Consider the following 17,962-nt stretch of genomic DNA (forward strand, 5'->3'; position numbering starts at 1 on the left):
AGGGTTACGCGAAAAGCTTGGCCAGCGTGCGCAATTTGCCGACAGTCAGGTCGGGGCTGTTGCGCAGGTTGCGCAGCAGCGCGACGAGCTTGGACAGAGAGAGCTTGGGTTTCGTAAAGCTGCGCGGCATGACAGGGCCCCATTGCGACATCGCTTCACGGCTCACGGCATGGATACCGGTGGGCTGGTCGGCGGTGAACATGTCGCCGTCGCAGTAGTGTTCGTGCTTGTCGCCCCAGGGGTCTTGCCAGTAGTCGAAGATCTGGCTGCCCAGGATGTGCCGGCCGATGCCCCACGCATGCTTCCAGCCGCGTTCGCGCAGGATGCGCTGCCCCATGCCGATGGCATCGGCGTCGATCACTTCAAATGCGCTGTGGCTGTAGATCGGCGCGAAGCCCTGCGCGAGTGCGAGCGTGTGGTGATCGGCAGGCGTTGCGCCCAGGTCGAGCCGCATGAACGCCACCGCCGGTGAGCCATCGGGCAGCACCTGCACATCGCTGGGAATGAAGCCGAAGTGCTGTGTGTACCAGGCGCTCGTGGCCTGGTAGTCGGCCACTTCCAGCACGACGTGGCCCAGGCGGATGACCTCTTGCGGCTTCGCCTGAACGCGCTGCGTGTCATTCACGCGGACGATGCTGTCGGCCGTATTGAGCGCCATTGCCGAACGATGCGGCAGCGTGCCGCCGGGCGCCTGGCCCCAGACGGCGTCGACGCGAAAGCCGGAAGGGTCACGCAGGCGTACGCACAGTCCGCCGCCCGGTGCGGTGATCGGCTCCACGCCCGATGCACCCGGCACGCGGGCGAGCGCTTCCAGGTCTTTGCTGTCGGCAACACGCAAGCCGAATCCGACAAAGCGGTCTGTGTCTGCCTTGTGGACGACATAGCAGAACGGGGCGGCACTGGTGCCGCGCATGAACAGCCGTTCGCCGTCGCGCGCCACGGTGTGCAGGCCGAAATCGGTCAGGAACTGCTCTGCCTTGGTCAGGTCCGGCCGCTCGAAGATCAGGTAGGCCAGTTCGATCGCCTTGGTGGTCGGGCGTGGGTGGCGTGCAGGTTGGGCAGTCGTAAGTTTCATGGTGAGACCTCAAGCGGCGCGTGCGACAGGAGCCAGGGAAGACGCCTGCCCGGCAGATGCGCCGAGCAATGCGAGGCTTTCTCGTACAAGGCGCGCGGCATCCTGTGCCGGGCCGTCATGGACGATGGTGCGATCAGGGCGGATGACGGCGGCCCAGCCAACGGGCACGGAGCCCGGCAGAAAAACCCCTTCAAGGTCTTCCCACGACTCGCCTTGCACGGCGTGCAGGCGCTGCCCACGATGCGTGATTCGGAACACCTTCCCGCCCGCGGCGGTAAACGCGTTGGCGGTGCCGGCATCCAGTTGTGCGCTGACGTCTTGGCCAAACCCGATCAACGCGAGCGCGCCGCCAAACACGTCATCGCTCAATCGGGTCGTGCCATCGGCGCCACGCACCCAGCCTTGGGCAAGCACGGCGCCACGGCGCAAACGCGAGCCGCCCTTTCCATTGACGAACAGGCCGCGTGCGAACGCGTTCTTCGGTTTGATGCCGAGTTCTTCGAGCTGCGTGCGCAGCGGGGGAACCAGGCGCACAAGGCGCATGAGCCCGTGCGTGAGCAACGCAATGCCTGCGTTGCGCGGCATCACGAGCTTGCCCATGAACTTCGCGAGATTGATCATCGCCTTCGCATGCGGGCGGCGTTCGCGATCGTACGAATCAAGAATGCCCGGCGCCGCGCGGCCCTGGACGACCCATGCCAGCTTCCAGCAGAGATTGGCCACATCCCGCAGACCAGCAACAAGCCCCTGTCCAACGAAGGGCGGCGTAATGTGCGCTGCGTCTCCGGCAAGAAAGACCCGCCCCTTGCTGAACGTATCGACCACGCGTGCGTGAAAGCGATAGACCGCCTTGCGCTCGATGACGATGTCGTCGACGTTGCACCACGGCTTGAGCAAGGTGCGGATGCGTTCGTCCGATTCCATTTCGGCGCGCGTCTCACCGGGGCTGAGCATGAACTCCCAGCGTTCGCGGCCGCCTGGGGCCGTCATGTGAGGCGTCGGGCGACGATGGTTGCAGAGGAACTCGACGTGGTCGATCGGGCTCGGCACGTTGCGCGCATCGACGATGAGCCAGTCTTCGGCAAACGTCTTGCCCTTGAACGCCTGGCCGATCATCCCACGCACGACGGAACTGGCGCCGTCTGCGCCGATGACGTAGCGCGCACGCACGCGATGCGTCTGTCCGCAAGCCAACGCGACTGAAGCGACGACGTGGTCGTCGGCGGCTTCAAGCCCGTTGCACTCGGCGCCCAGCGCGGTGTGCACGCCGTCGTATTGCTGGAGCTGGCGCCGCAGGCTGCGCTCGAGATCGGGTTGGTAGAACGTGACGAGCTTCGGATGGCCGTCGGCGCCGCCGAGCGTATTGACGCGCGCGAATTCGCCAAACACCGGCGAGCGCATGCGCACAAACGGGATCGCAATGGTCTCGAGTTCGCGCTCGCCAATGCCCGCCATCTGCAGGATGCGTAGCGCTTCGTTGTCGAGTGCGATGGCGCGAGGCGCCATGAAGATCTCCGTGGATTTCTCGACGACCAGCACCCGTACGCCGTATCGGGCCAGCAGATTTGCAGCCATGGCGCCTACCGGGCCGAAACCCACGATCAGCACGTCGACTGCGGAAGGCAAATCAACGGCCTGGGATGACCGGGGCGTGAATGGAAGCGCTTCCTGCGCCTCATGTGCAGCTGTCTCCACGCGAACTCCTGTTCTTGTATCGCCCTTGGGGTGGGCGTTTTCGATATTCAAATCATAACTGATAAATTTGTCAACTTTGATCAGGTTAAACTCTAACCCCCGCTTCATCGACTCGACTCCATGCCCAGGACTTCCACCCCCCGCCCCGCCAAGGCCACTAAATCCGCCACAGCGGCTGCAGCGGCCAAGCCGGCGGCCACCGCCATTGAAGAAAAGGAGCCGCGCGGAGCGCGTCGCAAACGCGAGACACGCTCGCGCCTGTTAGAGGCGGCGCTCAAACTGATGGCCGAGAAGGGAATGGAGGGCGTTGCGATCAACGAGATCACCGAGGCCGCGGATGTCGGCTTTGGCTCGTTCTACAACCACTTCGAATCGAAAGAGGCGATCTACCTGGCGCTGACGGACTGGGTGTTCGAAGAGTTCGCAGACACGCTGGACCGGATTGCCGGGGGCCTTGCCGACCCGGCCGAAGTGATTGCCGTATCGGTGCGGCACACGCTGCTGCGCGCGCGACGTGAGCCGGTGTGGGGGCAGTTCCTGATTCGCGAGGGCTTCTCGCCGCGCATCCTGAGTCGCGGGCTTGGCCAGCGGCTGCTTCGCGATATCGGGCGTGGCGTCGCGGCAGGTCGGTTTGACGCGCCCGATCCATTGATGAGCCTGATTTCCGTTGGCGGCACCGTCCTCGCCGCCGTGGCTGTCGGCGTGCAGATCGATGCGCAATCGGAGCCGGCGGCCACGCTGCTGGCAAGCCTCAGCGACAGCAAGAGCGATTTTCCGGAGCGGGCGGCATCCGCGCTGCTGCGCATGCTCGGGCTGAGCCACGCCGAGGCAGAAGAGATCGCGCATCGCCCATTGCCGGAAATGCGCGGAGACCCCGAGGCTCTATAACCGGATCCCTCGAGTCAGGAACGGATAAAGGCCGCTAGCTCTTCGGGCTCGCCCGTCGGGAACGCGTCTTTGAGGTGCTCGAGAAAAGCGGAAACACGAGCGCTGAGCAGCCGCCGGGAAGGATAAAGCGCCCATAGCGCGATATCGGGGCCATCCACATCGCCCCAATGCACCAACGCGCCGGCCTCCAGATCGTGCGCCACGAGGGACACGGGCAGGCACGCGGCACCCACGCCAAGACGGACGGTGTCGCGCACCATGATCAGCGACGACAAGTGCGCGACGGGCTTGATCGCGATGCGCGCCTTGCCCTTGGGCCCCGTGATGTCCCAGGCGGCGCTTCCCGTGCCGGCGCCGCGCAGGACGGCCGGCGCAGCGCTCTTGCCTGTTGGCCGCGCAAGTCCCGGCTTTGCCACGACGACCAGGCGATCGCGCAGAAATACGCGTCCGATCAGGCTTTCGTCCGGGTCCGGGTTGACTCGAATCACGAGGTCGTACCCTTCCTCGATCATGTCGACGCCGCGGTCTTCGGTCGTCACCTCCAACTGCACGTCGGGATACTTCAACGCGAACGTGGCCACCAGCTTGCCCATCGCAATCTGGGAAAACAGCATGGGCGCGCTGATGCGCAGTCGGCCGCGCGGGCGTTCGCTTCCCGATGCGATTGCCGCGGCGGTCTCGGCAATCTCGGCGAGCAACGTGCCGGTACGTTCATACAGCGCCTGGCCTTCCTGGGTGAGCTTGAGCCCGCGTGATCCGCGCTCAAACAATCGGAGGTCAAGACTGCCCTCCAGCTCCGAGACCCGGCGAGACAGCGTGGCCTTCGGTCGCCCCGTCGCGCGGGCGGCCTCACCAAAGCTTCCATGCCGGGCGACCAGGTTGAAATCGGCGAGCGCGAGCAAATCCATGTGTTCCACCAGTGAGATACCGCGTCTATTTATAGCATCTTCCGGACCATAGATGGATCACCTACCTTAGCTGGGAACCCAACCCACTCAAGGAGTGAACATCATGACCATCCTCGTTACTGGTGCTACCGGCCGCGTCGGCCGCCAAGTCGTCGATCAACTCGTCAAGCGCGGTGCGGACGTACGCGCGCTGGTGCGCGACCCGTCAAAAGCCAACTTTCCGGCCAGCGTGAATGTCGCGCAGGGCGACATGCTGGATCTGGATTCGCTGCGGCGTGCCTTCGCCGGTGTCCGGACGCTGTTCCTGCTCAATGCGGTCGCAGGCGACGAATTCACGCAGGCCTTGATTGCGCTGAACGTGGCGCGCGAATCCGGCGTGGAGCGCGTCGTCTATCTGTCGGTCATGCACGCCGAGCGCTTCGTGAACGTGCCGCACTTTGCGGTGAAGTCCGGCGCTGAACGCATGATCGAGCAGATGCGCTTCAGCGCCACCATCCTGCGTCCGGCCTACTTCATGGACAACGAACACATGGTCAAGGACGTCATCGTCAACCATGGTGTCTATCCGATGCCGATCGGCAGCAAGGGCGTCGCGATGGTCGACACGCGCGACATCGCAGAAGTCGCGGCCATCGAGCTGATCCGCCGGGACGCAGCCCCGGGCAAGCTGCCGATCGAGATCCTCAACCTCGTGGGCCCTGATACGCTGACGGGCCCCGAACTGGCGTCGATCTGGTCAGAAACGCTCCGCCGCCCCGTAGCCTACGGCGGCGACGACCCGACCGGATTCGAGAGCAACCTGACGAGCTTCCTGCCCAAATGGATGGCTTACGAGATGCGCCTGATGGCCGAACGTTATGTGAGCGACGGCATGGTTCCGCAAGCCGGCGATGTCGAGCGTCTGACTACCCTGCTCGGCCGGCCGCTGGGTTCGTATCGCGACTTTGCCGCGGCGCTCGCCAACTGAGCTGCATGCGGGTGTGGGCGGGTTGGCAGGAAGGCCAGACGCCAGCCCTCTTCCCTGCATCTCCGCCCAATGCAGCGGGCCGGCAACAAAAAAAGGCCCGCTGCACTGCAGTTTTCCCGTCTTGAGTCGATTACCAACGGTGAAGGCGTGCCACGTACGCCTCCATATCGCTCCTCGATCGACCTCAGTTCGCCTCGGTAAACGGGCAGACGTGCGGTCTGTCGTCGCGCTCAAGACCACGACATGCCTCTTCGCCTCCTCGCCCGACGGCTGGCCACATCGGCAGGCCACCATCCCTTTGTCGTGGGGGCGCTCGGGACGCTGCTGACATTGATTGTCCTGGCAATCAGTGTGCTGACGCTGTGGGCCAATCGTGAAACGGCCGTCGAGCACGCTCACGAAACCTCGCGGAATGTCGCCGCCGTTCTGGCAAGCCACATCTCACGCACCGTTGAATCGGCAGATCAGTCGTTGCTGATGCTGATTGCCGCGCTCGACAAGCCCGGCATCCGAAACCTCGATCCGGAGGTCCTGCACGATCTGCTGTTCAACCCGACGGCTTCCGCGCGGTATGTCACGGGCATGGGCGTGACCGACGAGAAGGGCCGGCTCGTTGACGGTTGCTGCTCGGCGACGCACCGCTGGGATTTCAGCGACCGCGACTACTTCATCGTCCATCGCGACCATGCAAACGTTGGCCTCTATATCTCAGCGCCCTACAAAGCGCGGTCGCGCGGCGGCGTGGAAGCCATTGCGCTGAGCCGGAGGATGAACCGGCAGGACGGGACCTTTGCCGGCACCGCGCTGGTCGCCATCGACCTCGATTACTTCAAGCAGCTGCTTGAGAAGCTCGATATCGGGCCGCACGGCGTCACGGCCATTGTCCGGACCGACGGAACGCTGGTGGCAAGAAATCCGCCGCCGGGCGCAGTCCGCGCGGTCAATTTCAGCAAATCGCTGACGTTCCCGCGCATGGTGAACCAGGAGTCCGGCTTCTATGTGGCGCCATCTGCGAGCGACGGCGTGCTGCGTCTCTATACGTTCCAACGCGTGCCGGGCACACCGTTCATCGCCGTGGTCGCGCCGGCCATGAGCGATGCGCTTGCAGCCTGGCGGCGGCTGTCATGGATCGTCGGGCTGTCGTCGCTGTCGGTGAGCCTGGCCTTTTGCGCCGGCGTCTGGCTCCTGGCATTTGCGCTGCGTGGACGCGTCATGGCCGAAACCCACCTGCGGGAGCTTACGCAAACCGATCCGCTCACCGGGCTGAAGAACAGACGCGCGCTGGATGTCGCGCTGGAAAACGAGTGGGACCGCCTGCAACGCAATGACAGTCGCCTATCCGTGCTCTTCGTCGATGCCGATCATTTCAAACGCTATAACGACGAGCACGGCCATGCTCAGGGCGACATCGCGCTGCAGTATCTCGCCCACTGCATTTCCAAGCATGCGCGACGACGCGGCGATCTCGCGGCTCGATACGGCGGAGAGGAATTCGTGGTGTTGTTGCCCGATACAGGCGAGACCGGCGCAACACGCATCGCCGAAGCCATCCGTGCCGAAGTGGAAGGAACCCGCGCCGGCCCCGGCGACACAGCCTTGGCCCCTTTCACGGTGAGCATCGGTTGCGCGACCGCACGGCGCGCGAGCTTCGCGTCGCTCACCGCATTGACCAAGGCTGCGGACGATGCGCTCTACGAAGCCAAGCGCAAGGGCCGCAACCGCGTTGACTACGCGACGGCTATCTAGCCTCGCATGAGCGCCGCCCGCCCGGTTATTGCAGGGTGGCTCCGCCCCCGCCGAGGTACAGACCGAGCAGGCGCGCAAACTGGCCGCCGTCGGTGTTGATCGTCGTCTGGTACGTACCGCCCGAGCCGAAGACGATGGCGAAGGTATGGCCGTCGCCGTATTCCTGCGTGTTGCGCAGCATGTAATCGACGTGGTTGTCGCGGTAGTGCTGGTTGGTGCCGCCCGGCGTGCTGGACGGCACGCCCAGCGGCGTCTGCCACCACAGAATGGGCAGCCCATTCCCCAACGCAGTCCGATAGTCCAGGTAACTGCTTTGCGACTGATGGAAATTCGGCGTGGCGATGTTGCTCTCGTCCCAGTAGAACGTGCCGCTGCGGCCTGTGCACTCCGACACGGCGGCGGCTTCGAGGCAGCCGGCGTCGCGGTCGCTGGTCTGGGCGACGATGAAGTCGGCCTGGTGCGCAGCCGCAGCGCGCATTTCCCCCGCAACCGCAGTCGGCGATCCCGACCAGAACGCGGGCGGAAATCCGATCAGCGCCTTGGGTGCGATCTGGCGCGCCATCTGCACCAGGCACTGCCCGATACCGGCGGCGGTGTTCGGCAGGCTGCTGCATTCCGGCTGGCTGTTCACCACCGCGGGCATCTGCGTGGGGTCGTGACTCGGCGCCTGCGCCCACACGTAGCCCCAGAAATCGGGCTCCAGGTTGATCAGCACGGGCGCATTCAGCGCAGCGATGCGTTGATACATCAATCGCGCCTGGCTCCAGTACGTGTTCATGAAGGTCGCATCGGTGATGCCGCTCAGGTTGCCGTCACCGTTCTGCGCCATCTGGTAGAAGGTAAACATCGGGGTGGCGCCATAGGTCTGGGCAGCTTGCGCGGCATACGTGATGTACGCGCCGTCAGGGCTGTTCCAGTAGGGCCACGAACCCGGCCCGGCCCCCACGAGGTAAACGTCGATGATGTCAGGCCGAATGCCCTGGCTCTGCATATCCGAAATCGACTGGCCCGAACCGAGGCCGACGAGCACGCGCGAAGGCTTGCCCAATTTCTGGACGAGCGCTGCGCTGTTCGACAGGGTCGATGTACTGCCGCCGGTCGTTCCACCGCCATTTCCGCCGGTCTGGCCACCCGTGGTCCCTCCACTGCTGCCACCACTGGTACCGCCTTGCGCCCCTGTGCCGCCGCCCGTGCCAGTCGTGCTGCTGGCCTGCGTGCTATCGGATCCGCCACCACAGCCCGCCAGCGCAAACGCAATCGCTGCGACGGCAATCCATCGTTGAGAAAACACGATCATCAAAGAAATCCTTGAAAGAAGAGATGCATCTGATATCTGGTTGCTGGGCCCTCCTTCGAGCCCGCGGCATTCAGTTCGCCATGCGCGACGTCATCTGTGCAGCGCTGAATGCGCCGCGATAGATGCGGAGTCATCGACAGGGCCTTCGCGCGTCGAAGCGTCGAAGCGTCGGTGCGAACTGTTGACCATGCTGCCCAGCTGGCAAGCCTCTTCCAACAGCGGTGCCCCGGACACCGGCTTGTTGCACATACACCCTCCCAACTCTTTTGTTGTCGTCAAACCGGGCGCAAGGCTGCACGAACCGTGCCACACCCCCTACGAAAGAGGGGTGACATGCCTTGGTGCGACATGTGACACGAAGCGTCGGCGCATTTCAACGCATTGGCAGGTTTGATGAGCTTTTTTGATAAAGCGGTTGAGCGCTGTCGCACGCGGCCTCTTCGAATCCGCGCCCCGTGTCGGTGCACAGCGTTCAACTGGGCGAGCCCTGCGCGTGCCGCTGGAGACGTGTCACCCCCGTAATAAATCGCGCAAAATGCTGCGCATCTGGGATGTGGAGGCTGGCCGGTGGGCATCAATTTCGATTTGACGGACTTGCAGGCGTTTCGCGCGGTGGTGGAGTTGGGCAACTTCCGCAAGGCCGCGGAAGCGATCAGCATTTCCCAGCCCGCGTTGAGCCGTCGAATCGACAAGCTCGAAAGCGCGCTCGGCGTGCCCCTGTTTGAGCGCACCACACGCCGCGTCACGCTCACCACGGTCGGCCGCGTGTTCGCCCGCAGTGCCGAACAACTGCTCGACGATCTGGACGTCGCGCTGCTGGGTATTCGCGATATTTCATCGAGCCGCCTGGGGCAGGTGACCATCGCGTGCGTGCCGTCGGTGGCCTATTACTTTCTGCCGAACCTGATTGCGCGTTATCACCGCCGCTTTCCGCGCATCCGCGTCAAGCTGCTGGATGCAAGCGCGAACGAAGTGCTGGGTGCCGTCATCAGCGGCGAGGCAGATTTTGGCGTGAGCTTCATGGGCAGCCAGGAGCCCGAAATCGAATTCAAGATGCTGCTGCAGGAGCGGTTTGTTGTTGCCTGCCGACGCGATCATCCGCTCGCCCGAAAAAAGCGCGTGACGTGGAACGAGCTTTACGAACACGAATACGTGTCAGTGGACAAGACCTCCGGCAACAGACTGCTGCTCGATCAGGCGCTCTCGGCCGTTGCACCGCGAGCGCCAAGCGTCTGTGAGACGCGGCACGTCACGACGATGCTGGGGTTGGTTGAAGCCGGGCTGGGTGTCGCTGCAGTGCCATCGATGGCCATGCCGGGGCATGACCATCCGATTCTCACGAGCGTGCCGCTGGTGGAGCCGGTCGTGAACCGGCGCGTCGGGATCGTGAAGCGGCGCGGCCGGGCGCTTACACCAGCCGCAGAGGAATTTCACCGCATGATCATGGAAGCGAAGCGCGGAGGCGTGACGTCAAGCGACGCCTAACGAGCACCGCTTGACATGCCGCGCGAGCGCAGTGACTCAATGCGCAAGTACCGAATCGAGGCCCGTCGATTTCACGTCCGGCTGCACCCCCGGCGAAGCGAGATAGTCGAGAAGCGCCTTGGCTTCCTTCGGGTGCTGCGCACCGACGGGGATGCCCGCAGCAAAGCGCGTCACAGATTGCAGCGACTCCGGAATCTTTCCGACGAAGGCCGCACCCTGCACCGGCAGCAGTTCGCTCACTTGCTGGAAGCCGACTTCGTAGTCGCCGGTGGCCACCACGGATGCCACCGGAATGCGCGGAATCATCTTCGCCTTTGCCTTGACCTGCTCTTCAATGCCCAGCTTCTTGAACAGCTCGCGCTCGATATAGACGCCGCTTGCACTGTCCGAGTAGGCGATCGACTTGGCATGCAGCAGCACTTGCTTGAGGGCCTCGGGTGAGCTGATATCGGGCTTGGCTGCACCTTCGCGCACCACCATGCCGATGCGCGAGTCGGCCAGTTCCACGCGCGAATCCGGGATGACCTTGCCTTGCTTGATCAGATCGTCGAGTGCGTAGCCGACCATGATCACGGCGTCGGCAGGTTCGCCGCGTGCGAGCCGATTCGGAATCGCTTCGGGCGACTTGCCCATCGACGGGCCGAGTGCAGTGTCGAGCGTGTTGCCCGTCTGCGCGGCGAACTTGGGCCCAAGCAGCTTATAGGCTGCCGTAAAGCCCCCAGAACTCATGACGTGCAGTTCAGCAGCGTGGACGGTGGTTGCCAGTGCCGAGGTGGCGACGAGCGCGGCTGCGCACAGGTTCCGAAACAGAGTCTTCATGGTGAGGGTCATGCCAGGTCGTACGTGTTTGTGAATAGGCGGAACGCGGGATGCGTTGGGCGTCAGTGCGCCGGCGCCAGCGTTACTGCACGGCGGCGATAGAGCGTCAACGTCGCCAGGAGCGCGCATGCGGCAGCAAGACTCATCCAGTAGCCGGGAGCGGCCTTGTCGCCAGTCATATGGATGGCCGCTGTCGAGATGGCGGGGGTAAAGCCGCCGAACACTGCCGTGGCGAGGCTGTAGGCAAGCGAAAACCCGGCAACGCGCACCTGCACGGGCATCACTTCGGTAAGCGCGACGACCATCGCGCCGTTGTAGATGCCGTACATGAACGACAGCCACAGCAGCACGAGCAGCATGTTCGTGAAGCTGGGCGCGTGCGCGAGGAACGAAAGCGCCGGGTATGCCGTGGCGATGGTCAGCACCGTCATGCCGATCAGCAGCGGCCGGCGGCCGATCCTGTCGGAAAGCGCACCGCCAATCGGCAGCCACACAAAGTTCGACACCCCAACGCACAGCGTCACGAGCAGGCTGTCGGCCGTACTCAGATGCAAGACGGTTTTGCCGAACGTCGGCGCGTAGACAGTGATGAGGTAGAAGCTCGTCGTGGTCATCGCCACCAGCATCATCCCGGCGAGCACGACGCCCCAGTTTTGCAGCAGCGTGCCGAACACCTCCTTCATGCCCGGACGATGCTTGCGCGCCTTGAACTCCTGCGTTTCTTCAAGATTACGGCGCAGCACGAAGATGAACGGCACGATCATGCAGCCGACGAAGAACGGCACACGCCATCCCCATGCGGCGATGGCCGGTGCACTGAGCCATTGGTTGAGCGCGAAGCCCAGGCCTGCCGCCACGACGATTGCCACCTGCTGGCTGGCAGACTGCCAGCTCGTGAAAAAGCCCTTGCGGCCCGGCGTGGCCATCTCGGCCAGATAGACCGATACGCCGCCCAGTTCCGCGCCCGCCGAGAAACCCTGCAGGAGACGCCCCAGCAACACGAGCGCCGGTGCCAGGAGACCAATCGTGGCGTAGCCGGGAACGAACGCGATCAGCACCGTCCCGCTTGCCATGATGGACAGCGTGACGATGAGCCCCTTGCGGCGGCCAACGTCGTCAATGTAGGCGCCGAGCACGATCGCACCGAGCGGCCGCATCAGAAAGCCGGCGCCAAAAACAGCGAACGTCATCATCAGCGAGGCGAACTCGCTTTCGGTCGGAAAGAAGACGTTGGCGATCTGCGTGGCGTAGAAGCCGAACAGGAAGAAGTCGAACTGCTCCAGGAAATTCCCGGCGGTGACGCGGAAGACCGCAGCGGCCTTGGATTGCCCGGTCGAAAGGCTGGACGGGGGGTGCATCGAGGTGTCTCCTGGAAGCCAAAAAAAGAATACGCCGTTGGACGGCGTTTGTCGTTTTGGCAATGTTCGCCGGGAGACTGGCAAACGAGAAGTGCAATTTTCGGAAGGATTGATGTGCTTTGGTTATCAATCTATCCATTGATGGGCGCAGGGGTGCCTTGCGCTTGCCGCACACTGAAGCGCTCCCGATACAGACCTGGCGTGATGCCAAGCCGCTTCTGGAACACCCGATGCAATGCGTGGACGCTGCCAAAACCGGCGCGCTCGGCGACACGCGCCAAGGGCCAGTCGGACGTTTCGAGCAGGGCCTTGGCACGCCCGATTCGTGCGGATTCGACGAACTGCGCCGGCGTCATGCCGATTTCCTTGCGGAACGCGCGAGAGAACGTCCGCTCGCTCATATCGGCACGCGCCGCAAGCGCGGGACCCGACAGATCACCGGTCGGATCTTCCACGATCCTGGTCGCCAGATTGCGCAAGCGCGGTACCGCTGCAGCCTGCATGGTCAGCGCCGAACTGAGCTGGGACTCGCCGCCCGGCCTGCGCATGAAAAGCACCATTTGCCGCGAGACCGCCAACGCTGTCTGCGCATCGCAATCCGCTTCGACCAACGCCAGGCACAGGTCGATGCCGGCCGTGATCCCTGCCGAGGTGTAAATGGGCGGTTCGGCCACGAAGATGACATCCGACTCCACGTCGATCTGCGGACGCAGTTCTTTGAGCAGCGCAAGCGAGTTCCAATGCGTCGTAGCGCGCTTGCCGTCCAGGAAGCCGCCTGCAGCAAGAACAAAAGCGCCCGTACAGACGCTTGCAAGCCGGCGGACTTCGGGCGCACGCGATTTCAGCCACGGAATCAGTTCGGTCTCGAAGATGACCTTTCGGAGCCCCTCTTCGCTGCCGCCCGCGACGATGACCGTATCGATATCGCGCGGCAGGTCGGCGAGCGCAACCGTATCGCCAAGACAAAGCCCACCCGCTGAACTGCAAGTCACGGCACCGCCTGCAGGAGAAGCAAGAGCGATCTCATAGGGCGCGACGTGCTGGGGCCTGTGATGGTTTGCCATCGCGAAAACTTCCATCGGCCCGACAACGTCGAGGGCCTGCACCCCGTCGTAGGCAATGACGGCGATGCGCCTTGGCTTGAGAGTCCACGCGTGCATTGGCGAAAAATGCGATCAATTTGTCGTTTCGGGCGGCAGTGCTCAGCCGCTAGAGTGGCGGTCCTGCTCTCCGGAATCTTTCCATGTACCGCAGACTTCTGAAAGCCGCTCTGCTCGCTCTCACCGTCATGCTGACGCTCATGCGTGGCACAGAAGCCGCGCCTGCGGTGACCAATGACCTCCGGTTACCACCGCTCAAGGCAGGACGAACCCGGCCTCTGGTCGCGATTGTGGCCGACAACGCGGGCACGGAGACCACTGATCTCCTTGTTCCTTACGGCGTGCTGAAAGAGGCGGATGTTGCGGATGTCGTCATCGTGTCGACGCACCCGGGAGCGGTAAACCTGATGCCCGCGTTGAGAATCGAGGCCGAAAAGACCCTGGAGGCATTCGACTCGGCACATCAAACCGGCGCGGACATTGTAGTCGTCCCCGCCCTGCACGATGACCGGAATGAAACCATCATCCGCTGGGTCCGCGCGCAGGCAGACAAAGGCGCATTCGTGCTTTCCATCTGCGAAGGCGCGTGGATTCCGGCGCGAGCGGGCCTGCTTGAAGGACGATCGGCCACGACGCACTGGTACGCATTCGACAGCATCGCCCGAGCCTTTCCGCAGACACGTTGGACTCGAGACCGGCGCTATGTTGTCGACGGCAACATCATGACGACAACCGGTGTCTCGGCCTCCATTCCTGCAAGCCTCTCGCTTGTTGAAGCGATTGCCGGACGGGCGAAGGCCGCCGCAGTGGCATCAAGGTTGGGCATCGACGATTGGGGGGCTGAGCACGACTCCAGCGCGTTCCATCTCACGGCCGGGCGCATGTGGTCCATTGCCAGAAATGCCGTCTTGTTCTGGAAGCATGAAACGTGGGCAATCCCGATCGCGGACGGTGTCGATGAAATCGCCCTGGCGCTGACCGCAGACGCATGGTCCCGAACGTATCGGTCGCAAGCGATTGCGGTTTCCACTCAGACGATCGTTCGATCGCGCCGTGGGCTCACGCTGCTACCCAGCGACACGGCTGCGAATGTGTATCGGCAACTTGCGCTCCCGAAGTCCACATCGGCGGGCGCGCTGCAGGAAGCGTTGGGCGCAATCGCCGGCCGGTATGGCAGCGCGACTGCCGACATTGTCGCGCTCCAGTTGGAGTACGGGCGCGAGGCCCAGGCGGCGAAGTGACTGACCCTTACGGAACGCTCAGCACGCCGGGCGAAAAAAAACGCCAACCCGCAATGGGTTGGCGTTGTGCTTTGGGTAGGACCTTGGCCGTGAATCAGTGGAACTGGTTCATCGTGTTGTCTTTACCTGCCGCCTTCAGCGCAGCTTCGCCGCTGAAGTATTCCTTGTGGTCGTCGCCGATGTCCGAGCCCGACATGTTCTGGTGCTTGACGCAGGCGATGCCTTGGCGGATTTCCTTGCGCTGCACGCCAGCCACGTAGCCGAGCATGCCCTGGTCGCCGAAGTATTCCTTGGCCAGGTTGTCGGTCGACAGCGCGGCGGTGTGGTACGTCGGCAGCGTGATCAGGTGATGGAAGATGCCGGCTTCGCGCGATGCATCGGCCTGGAACGTACGGATCTTCTCGTCGGCGAGCTTCGCCAGTTCGCTGTCGTCGTACTCGGCGCTCATCAGCTGGCCGCGCTCGTAAGCCGACACGTCCTTGCCCGCTTCCTTCATCGCGTCATACACCTGCTGACGGAAGTTCAGCGTCCAGTTGAACGACGGGCTGTTGTTGTACACCAGCTTGGCGTTCGGGATGACCTTGCGGATTTCCTTGACCATGCCGCCGATCTGGCCGATGTGCGGCTTTTCGGTTTCGATCCACAGCAGGTCGGCACCGTTCTGCAGCGAGGTGATGCAGTCGAGCACGCAACGCGCTTCGCCCGTGCCGGCGCGGAACTGGAACAGGTTGCTCGGCAGGCGCTTCGGACGCAGCAGCTTGCCGTCGCGCTTGATGACAACGTCACCATTGCCGAGTTGGTCGGCCGACAGCTCTTCGCAGTCGAGGAACGAGTTGTACTGGTCGCCCAGGTCGCCCGGCGTGTTCGTCACGGCGATCTGCTTGGTCAGGCCGGCGCCCAGCGAGTCGGTACGGGCGACGATGATGCCGTCGTCCACGCCCAGCTCCAGGAACGCGTAACGGATCGCGCGGATCTTGGCGAGGAAGTCTTCATGCGGCACGGTGACCTTGCCGTCTTGGTGGCCGCACTGCTTCTCGTCCGACACCTGGTTTTCGATCTGGATGCAGCAGGCGCCCGCTTCGATGAACTGCTTGGCGAGCAGGTACGTGGCTTCTGCGTTGCCGAAACCTGCGTCGATGTCGGCGATGATGGGCACCACGTGCGTGACGTGGTTGTCGATCTTTTCCTGGATGGCGGCCTTGGCAGCAGCGTCCTTGGCGGCGTCCAGCTCGCGGAACAGGCCGCCCAGTTCACGGGCGTCGGCCTGACGCAGGAAGGTGTACAGCTCGCGGATCAGCGCGCTGACCGAAGTCTTCTCGTGCATCGACTGGTCCGGCAGCGGGCCGAACTCCGAGCGCAGCGCAGCGACCATCCAGCCGGACAGGTACAGGTAGCGGCGTTCGGTGCTCTTGAAGTGCTTCTTGATGGAGATCATCTTCTGCTGGCCGATGAAGCCGTGCCAGCAACCGAGCGACTGCGTGTACTTGGACGGATCGGCGTCGTAGGCGGCCATGTCCGCACGCATGATCTTGGCGGTGTACTTGGCGATGTCCAGACCCGTCTTGAACTTGTTCTGGGCACGCATGCGAGCAGCGTACTCGGGGTTGATGGCATTCCATGCGCTGCCGTGGGTTTCTTTCAAACCGGCAACTGCCTTGATGTCGTCTTGATACTGGGCCATGTCAATTTCCTGGAAATGAAGCGCGTTTGAGAGGAATCGGTTGCGTGTGCAGCTCCGGATTTCGAAGCGAGCAGCGTGGATTTATTGTAGGTCGGCTTTGACGCGTCGCAGCAAGGTCTTATATAAGACATAAGAGTTAGTTTTTCTTTATTTTTCAACAACATAGCTAACAAATTTTGCGATGCGGAACGTGTTTTCAGCAAACGGGACGGCAACGACGGAGAATTTCCGGGCAGATTCCGTAATGTGAAACGGTCTTTCAAGTGCTGAAGCCAAGCAAATCCGCCCGCGCCAACCCGGCGTGCGCGTGTCCGACCAGAAATGCGGTGAGCACGCGGCCGGTTGCCCGGCGGGCTCAGCGCCTTCACTATTTGTTTGCCGCAAAACGATAAAAGTGGCGCAGCCCTCCGCCCTCATCCGTCCAAAGAAAAAGGAAAACTCCATGCCCGCTCCGGACTATGACGTCGTCGTCTTTGGCGCCACGAGCTTTGTCGGCCGGATCCTGACCCGCTACGTGGCCGAACACTTTTCGGGTGATGCGGAAACGCTGCGCTGGGCCATTGCCGGACGATCAGAAGCGAAGCTCCTGGAGGTCAAACGATCGCTTGGTGCGGCTGGCGAGTCCCTTCCGATCATCGTGGCGGATGCCGCCAACGAAGTGCAGCTGCGCGCACTGTGCGCACAAACGCGGGTGGTGGTCTCCACGGTTGGCCCCTATGCCCTATATGGCGAGCCGTTGATCAAGGTCTGCGCCGAAAGCGGGACGGACTACTGCGACCTCACCGGCGAGACGCAGTGGATCAAGCGCATGATCGACAAATACGAAGCGAGCGCGCAGCAGTCCGGGGCCCGCATCGTGCATTGCTGCGGGTTCGACTCCGTGCCGTCGGACATGGGCGTCTACTTCCTGCAGCAACAAGCCATGCGGCAATGGGGATTGCCCGCCACCCAGGTGAAGCTGCGCGTCAAGACGCTAAAGGGCGGCGCATCGGGCGGCACGATCGCCAGCCTGATCAACGTCGTGCAGGAAGCCGCAGCCGACCCCACCTTGCGCAAGGAGCTGGCCGATCCCTACGCGCTGTGCCCCAAGGGTCATGGCTTCACGGCGCGCCAGCGCTCGGTCAGGGGCGCGGCATTCGATGCTGATTTCGATGTGTGGATTGCGCCGTTTGTCATGGCGGCCATCAATGAGCGCGTGGTGCACCGCTCCAACGCCTTGTCCGGCAACGCCTATGGCAATCCTTTCCTCTATGACGAAGCCGTGATCACCGGGCACGGCCTGAGTGGCCGCATGAAAGCCATGACGATGGTGGCCGGCCTGGGTGCATTCATGCTGGGCATTGTCATCAAGCCTGCTCGCATCGTCATGCAACGCTTTCTGCTGCCCAAACCCGGCGAAGGCCCCACGCCAGCGGCGCAATTGGCAGGCCGCTACGACCTGCGGCTGTTCGGCCGCACCGCTCAAGGCAACACCTTGCGCGTGAAGGTGACCGGCGATCGCGACCCGGGCTACGGCTCGACCGGCAAGATGCTCGGCCAGGCTGCCGCCAGCCTCGCGCTGGACCACATGAGAGACGGCATCAAGACGGGGCGACCGGGCGGCTTCTGGACGCCGGCCACGATGTTCGACGAACGCTTCATCGAGCGCCTGACGCGCCACGCAGGTCTGCGGTTCGAGCGGATATGAGCGGGACGCGCCGCC

15 protein-coding genes are annotated in these 17,962 nt (G+C 63.3%); 6 read left to right on the forward strand and 9 right to left on the reverse strand.

What is annotated here, in order from left to right; genetic code table 11:
• Window positions 1-4: 4 nt before the first annotated feature.
• The gene (locus R2669_RS10570) at window positions 5-1,075 is read right to left on the reverse strand and encodes a VOC family protein (protein ID WP_316900005.1); all 1,071 of its coding nucleotides are present in this window, start codon (window positions 1,073-1,075) and stop codon (window positions 5-7) included.
• Between the two features lie 9 nt (window positions 1,076-1,084).
• Complete coding sequence (locus tag R2669_RS10575) at window positions 1,085-2,683, reverse strand: bifunctional 3-(3-hydroxy-phenyl)propionate/3-hydroxycinnamic acid hydroxylase (RefSeq protein ID WP_410003888.1); 1,599 nt, start codon at window positions 2,681-2,683, stop codon at window positions 1,085-1,087.
• A 207-nt stretch (window positions 2,684-2,890) separates the two neighbouring features.
• Here R2669_RS10575 and R2669_RS10580 point away from each other — a divergent pair, with 207 nt between their 5' ends.
• Window positions 2,891-3,658 carry a TetR/AcrR family transcriptional regulator gene (locus tag R2669_RS10580; protein WP_147216697.1) on the forward strand — a complete coding sequence of 256 codons (768 nt, stop codon included), beginning with the start codon at window positions 2,891-2,893 and terminating at the stop codon, window positions 3,656-3,658.
• A 14-nt stretch (window positions 3,659-3,672) separates the two neighbouring features.
• Here the strand turns inward: R2669_RS10580 and R2669_RS10585 are convergent, their stop codons facing one another.
• Entirely contained in the window at window positions 3,673-4,566 is an 894-nt protein-coding gene (locus tag R2669_RS10585; protein WP_316900007.1) for a LysR family transcriptional regulator, read from the reverse strand.
• A gap of 103 nt (window positions 4,567-4,669) precedes the next feature.
• Between R2669_RS10585 and R2669_RS10590 the strand changes: the two genes are divergently transcribed.
• Both R2669_RS10590 and R2669_RS10595 read left to right on the forward strand, forming a co-directional pair.
• Window positions 4,670-5,533, forward strand: coding sequence for an SDR family oxidoreductase (locus R2669_RS10590; protein ID WP_316900008.1), 864 nt, complete (start codon window positions 4,670-4,672; stop codon window positions 5,531-5,533).
• 243 nt (window positions 5,534-5,776) lie between these two features.
• Entirely contained in the window at window positions 5,777-7,279 is a 1,503-nt protein-coding gene (locus R2669_RS10595) for a GGDEF domain-containing protein (RefSeq protein ID WP_316900010.1), read from the forward strand.
• Window positions 7,280-7,304: 25 nt separating this feature from the next.
• Here the strand turns inward: R2669_RS10595 and R2669_RS10600 are convergent, their stop codons facing one another.
• A complete protein-coding gene (locus R2669_RS10600) occupies window positions 7,305-8,576 on the reverse strand; it encodes a hypothetical protein (RefSeq protein ID WP_316888414.1) in 1,272 nt (423 codons plus the stop codon).
• Window positions 8,577-9,143: 567 nt separating this feature from the next.
• Here R2669_RS10600 and R2669_RS10605 point away from each other — a divergent pair.
• Window positions 9,144-10,061 (forward strand): LysR family transcriptional regulator, encoded by a 918-nt coding sequence (locus R2669_RS10605; RefSeq protein WP_316888415.1) that lies wholly within the window; start codon window positions 9,144-9,146, stop codon window positions 10,059-10,061.
• A gap of 36 nt (window positions 10,062-10,097) precedes the next feature.
• On the opposite strand, the gene R2669_RS10610 is transcribed toward R2669_RS10605, so the two are convergent.
• The 3 genes from R2669_RS10610 to R2669_RS10620 form a co-directional block, all read right to left on the reverse strand.
• Window positions 10,098-10,880, reverse strand: coding sequence for a substrate-binding domain-containing protein (locus tag R2669_RS10610; RefSeq protein WP_316900012.1), 783 nt, complete (start codon window positions 10,878-10,880; stop codon window positions 10,098-10,100).
• A 62-nt stretch (window positions 10,881-10,942) separates the two neighbouring features.
• Window positions 10,943-12,238: an MFS transporter gene (gene tcuC, locus R2669_RS10615; protein WP_316900014.1), complete on the reverse strand. Its 1,296-nt coding sequence runs from the start codon at window positions 12,236-12,238 to the stop codon at window positions 10,943-10,945.
• A gap of 131 nt (window positions 12,239-12,369) precedes the next feature.
• A complete protein-coding gene (locus R2669_RS10620) occupies window positions 12,370-13,398 on the reverse strand; it encodes a GlxA family transcriptional regulator (protein WP_316900015.1) in 1,029 nt (342 codons plus the stop codon).
• Window positions 13,399-13,481: 83 nt separating this feature from the next.
• Between R2669_RS10620 and R2669_RS10625 the strand changes: the two genes are divergently transcribed.
• Window positions 13,482-14,579, forward strand: a complete 1,098-nt coding sequence (locus tag R2669_RS10625; RefSeq protein ID WP_316900017.1) for a DJ-1/PfpI family protein — start codon at window positions 13,482-13,484, stop codon at window positions 14,577-14,579.
• Between the two features lie 94 nt (window positions 14,580-14,673).
• On the opposite strand, the gene R2669_RS10630 is transcribed toward R2669_RS10625, so the two are convergent.
• Entirely contained in the window at window positions 14,674-16,260 is a 1,587-nt protein-coding gene (locus R2669_RS10630) for an isocitrate lyase (protein ID WP_027678070.1), read from the reverse strand.
• 147 nt (window positions 16,261-16,407) lie between these two features.
• Entirely contained in the window at window positions 16,408-16,704 is a 297-nt protein-coding gene (locus R2669_RS10635; protein WP_316900020.1) for a hypothetical protein, read from the reverse strand.
• On the opposite strand from R2669_RS10635, the gene R2669_RS10640 reads away from it, so the two are divergent.
• Window positions 16,703-17,947 carry a saccharopine dehydrogenase family protein gene (locus R2669_RS10640; RefSeq protein WP_316900022.1) on the forward strand — a complete coding sequence of 415 codons (1,245 nt, stop codon included), beginning with the start codon at window positions 16,703-16,705 and terminating at the stop codon, window positions 17,945-17,947. The two genes, R2669_RS10635 and R2669_RS10640, sit on opposite strands and share 2 nt — an antisense overlap.
• Window positions 17,948-17,962: the final 15 nt, after the last annotated feature.

The organism is Ralstonia edaphi, assembly GCF_958350185.1.
GTDB classification, from domain to species: domain Bacteria; phylum Pseudomonadota; class Gammaproteobacteria; order Burkholderiales; family Burkholderiaceae; genus Ralstonia; species Ralstonia edaphi.

Excerpts from the sequence above, each read along its gene's own strand:
- R2669_RS10635 (WP_316900020.1), bottom strand. The coding sequence starts at position 16,704 with ATGGAGTTTTCCTTTTTCTTTGGACGGATGAGGGCGGAGGGCTGCGCC.
- R2669_RS10620 (WP_316900015.1), bottom strand. The coding sequence starts at position 13,398 with ATGCACGCGTGGACTCTCAAGCCAAGGCGCATCGCCGTCATTGCCTAC.
- R2669_RS10580 (WP_147216697.1), top strand. The coding sequence starts at position 2,891 with ATGCCCAGGACTTCCACCCCCCGCCCCGCCAAGGCCACTAAATCCGCC.
- tcuC (WP_316900014.1), bottom strand. The coding sequence starts at position 12,238 with ATGCACCCCCCGTCCAGCCTTTCGACCGGGCAATCCAAGGCCGCTGCG.
- R2669_RS10595 (WP_316900010.1), top strand. The coding sequence starts at position 5,777 with ATGCCTCTTCGCCTCCTCGCCCGACGGCTGGCCACATCGGCAGGCCAC.
- R2669_RS10570 (WP_316900005.1), bottom strand. The coding sequence starts at position 1,075 with ATGAAACTTACGACTGCCCAACCTGCACGCCACCCACGCCCGACCACC.
- R2669_RS10590 (WP_316900008.1), top strand. The coding sequence starts at position 4,670 with ATGACCATCCTCGTTACTGGTGCTACCGGCCGCGTCGGCCGCCAAGTC.
- R2669_RS10600 (WP_316888414.1), bottom strand. The coding sequence starts at position 8,576 with ATGATCGTGTTTTCTCAACGATGGATTGCCGTCGCAGCGATTGCGTTT.
- R2669_RS10640 (WP_316900022.1), top strand. The coding sequence starts at position 16,703 with ATGCCCGCTCCGGACTATGACGTCGTCGTCTTTGGCGCCACGAGCTTT.
- R2669_RS10630 (WP_027678070.1), bottom strand. The coding sequence starts at position 16,260 with ATGGCCCAGTATCAAGACGACATCAAGGCAGTTGCCGGTTTGAAAGAA.
- R2669_RS10625 (WP_316900017.1), top strand. The coding sequence starts at position 13,482 with ATGTACCGCAGACTTCTGAAAGCCGCTCTGCTCGCTCTCACCGTCATG.
- R2669_RS10585 (WP_316900007.1), bottom strand. The coding sequence starts at position 4,566 with ATGGATTTGCTCGCGCTCGCCGATTTCAACCTGGTCGCCCGGCATGGA.
- R2669_RS10610 (WP_316900012.1), bottom strand. The coding sequence starts at position 10,880 with ATGAAGACTCTGTTTCGGAACCTGTGCGCAGCCGCGCTCGTCGCCACC.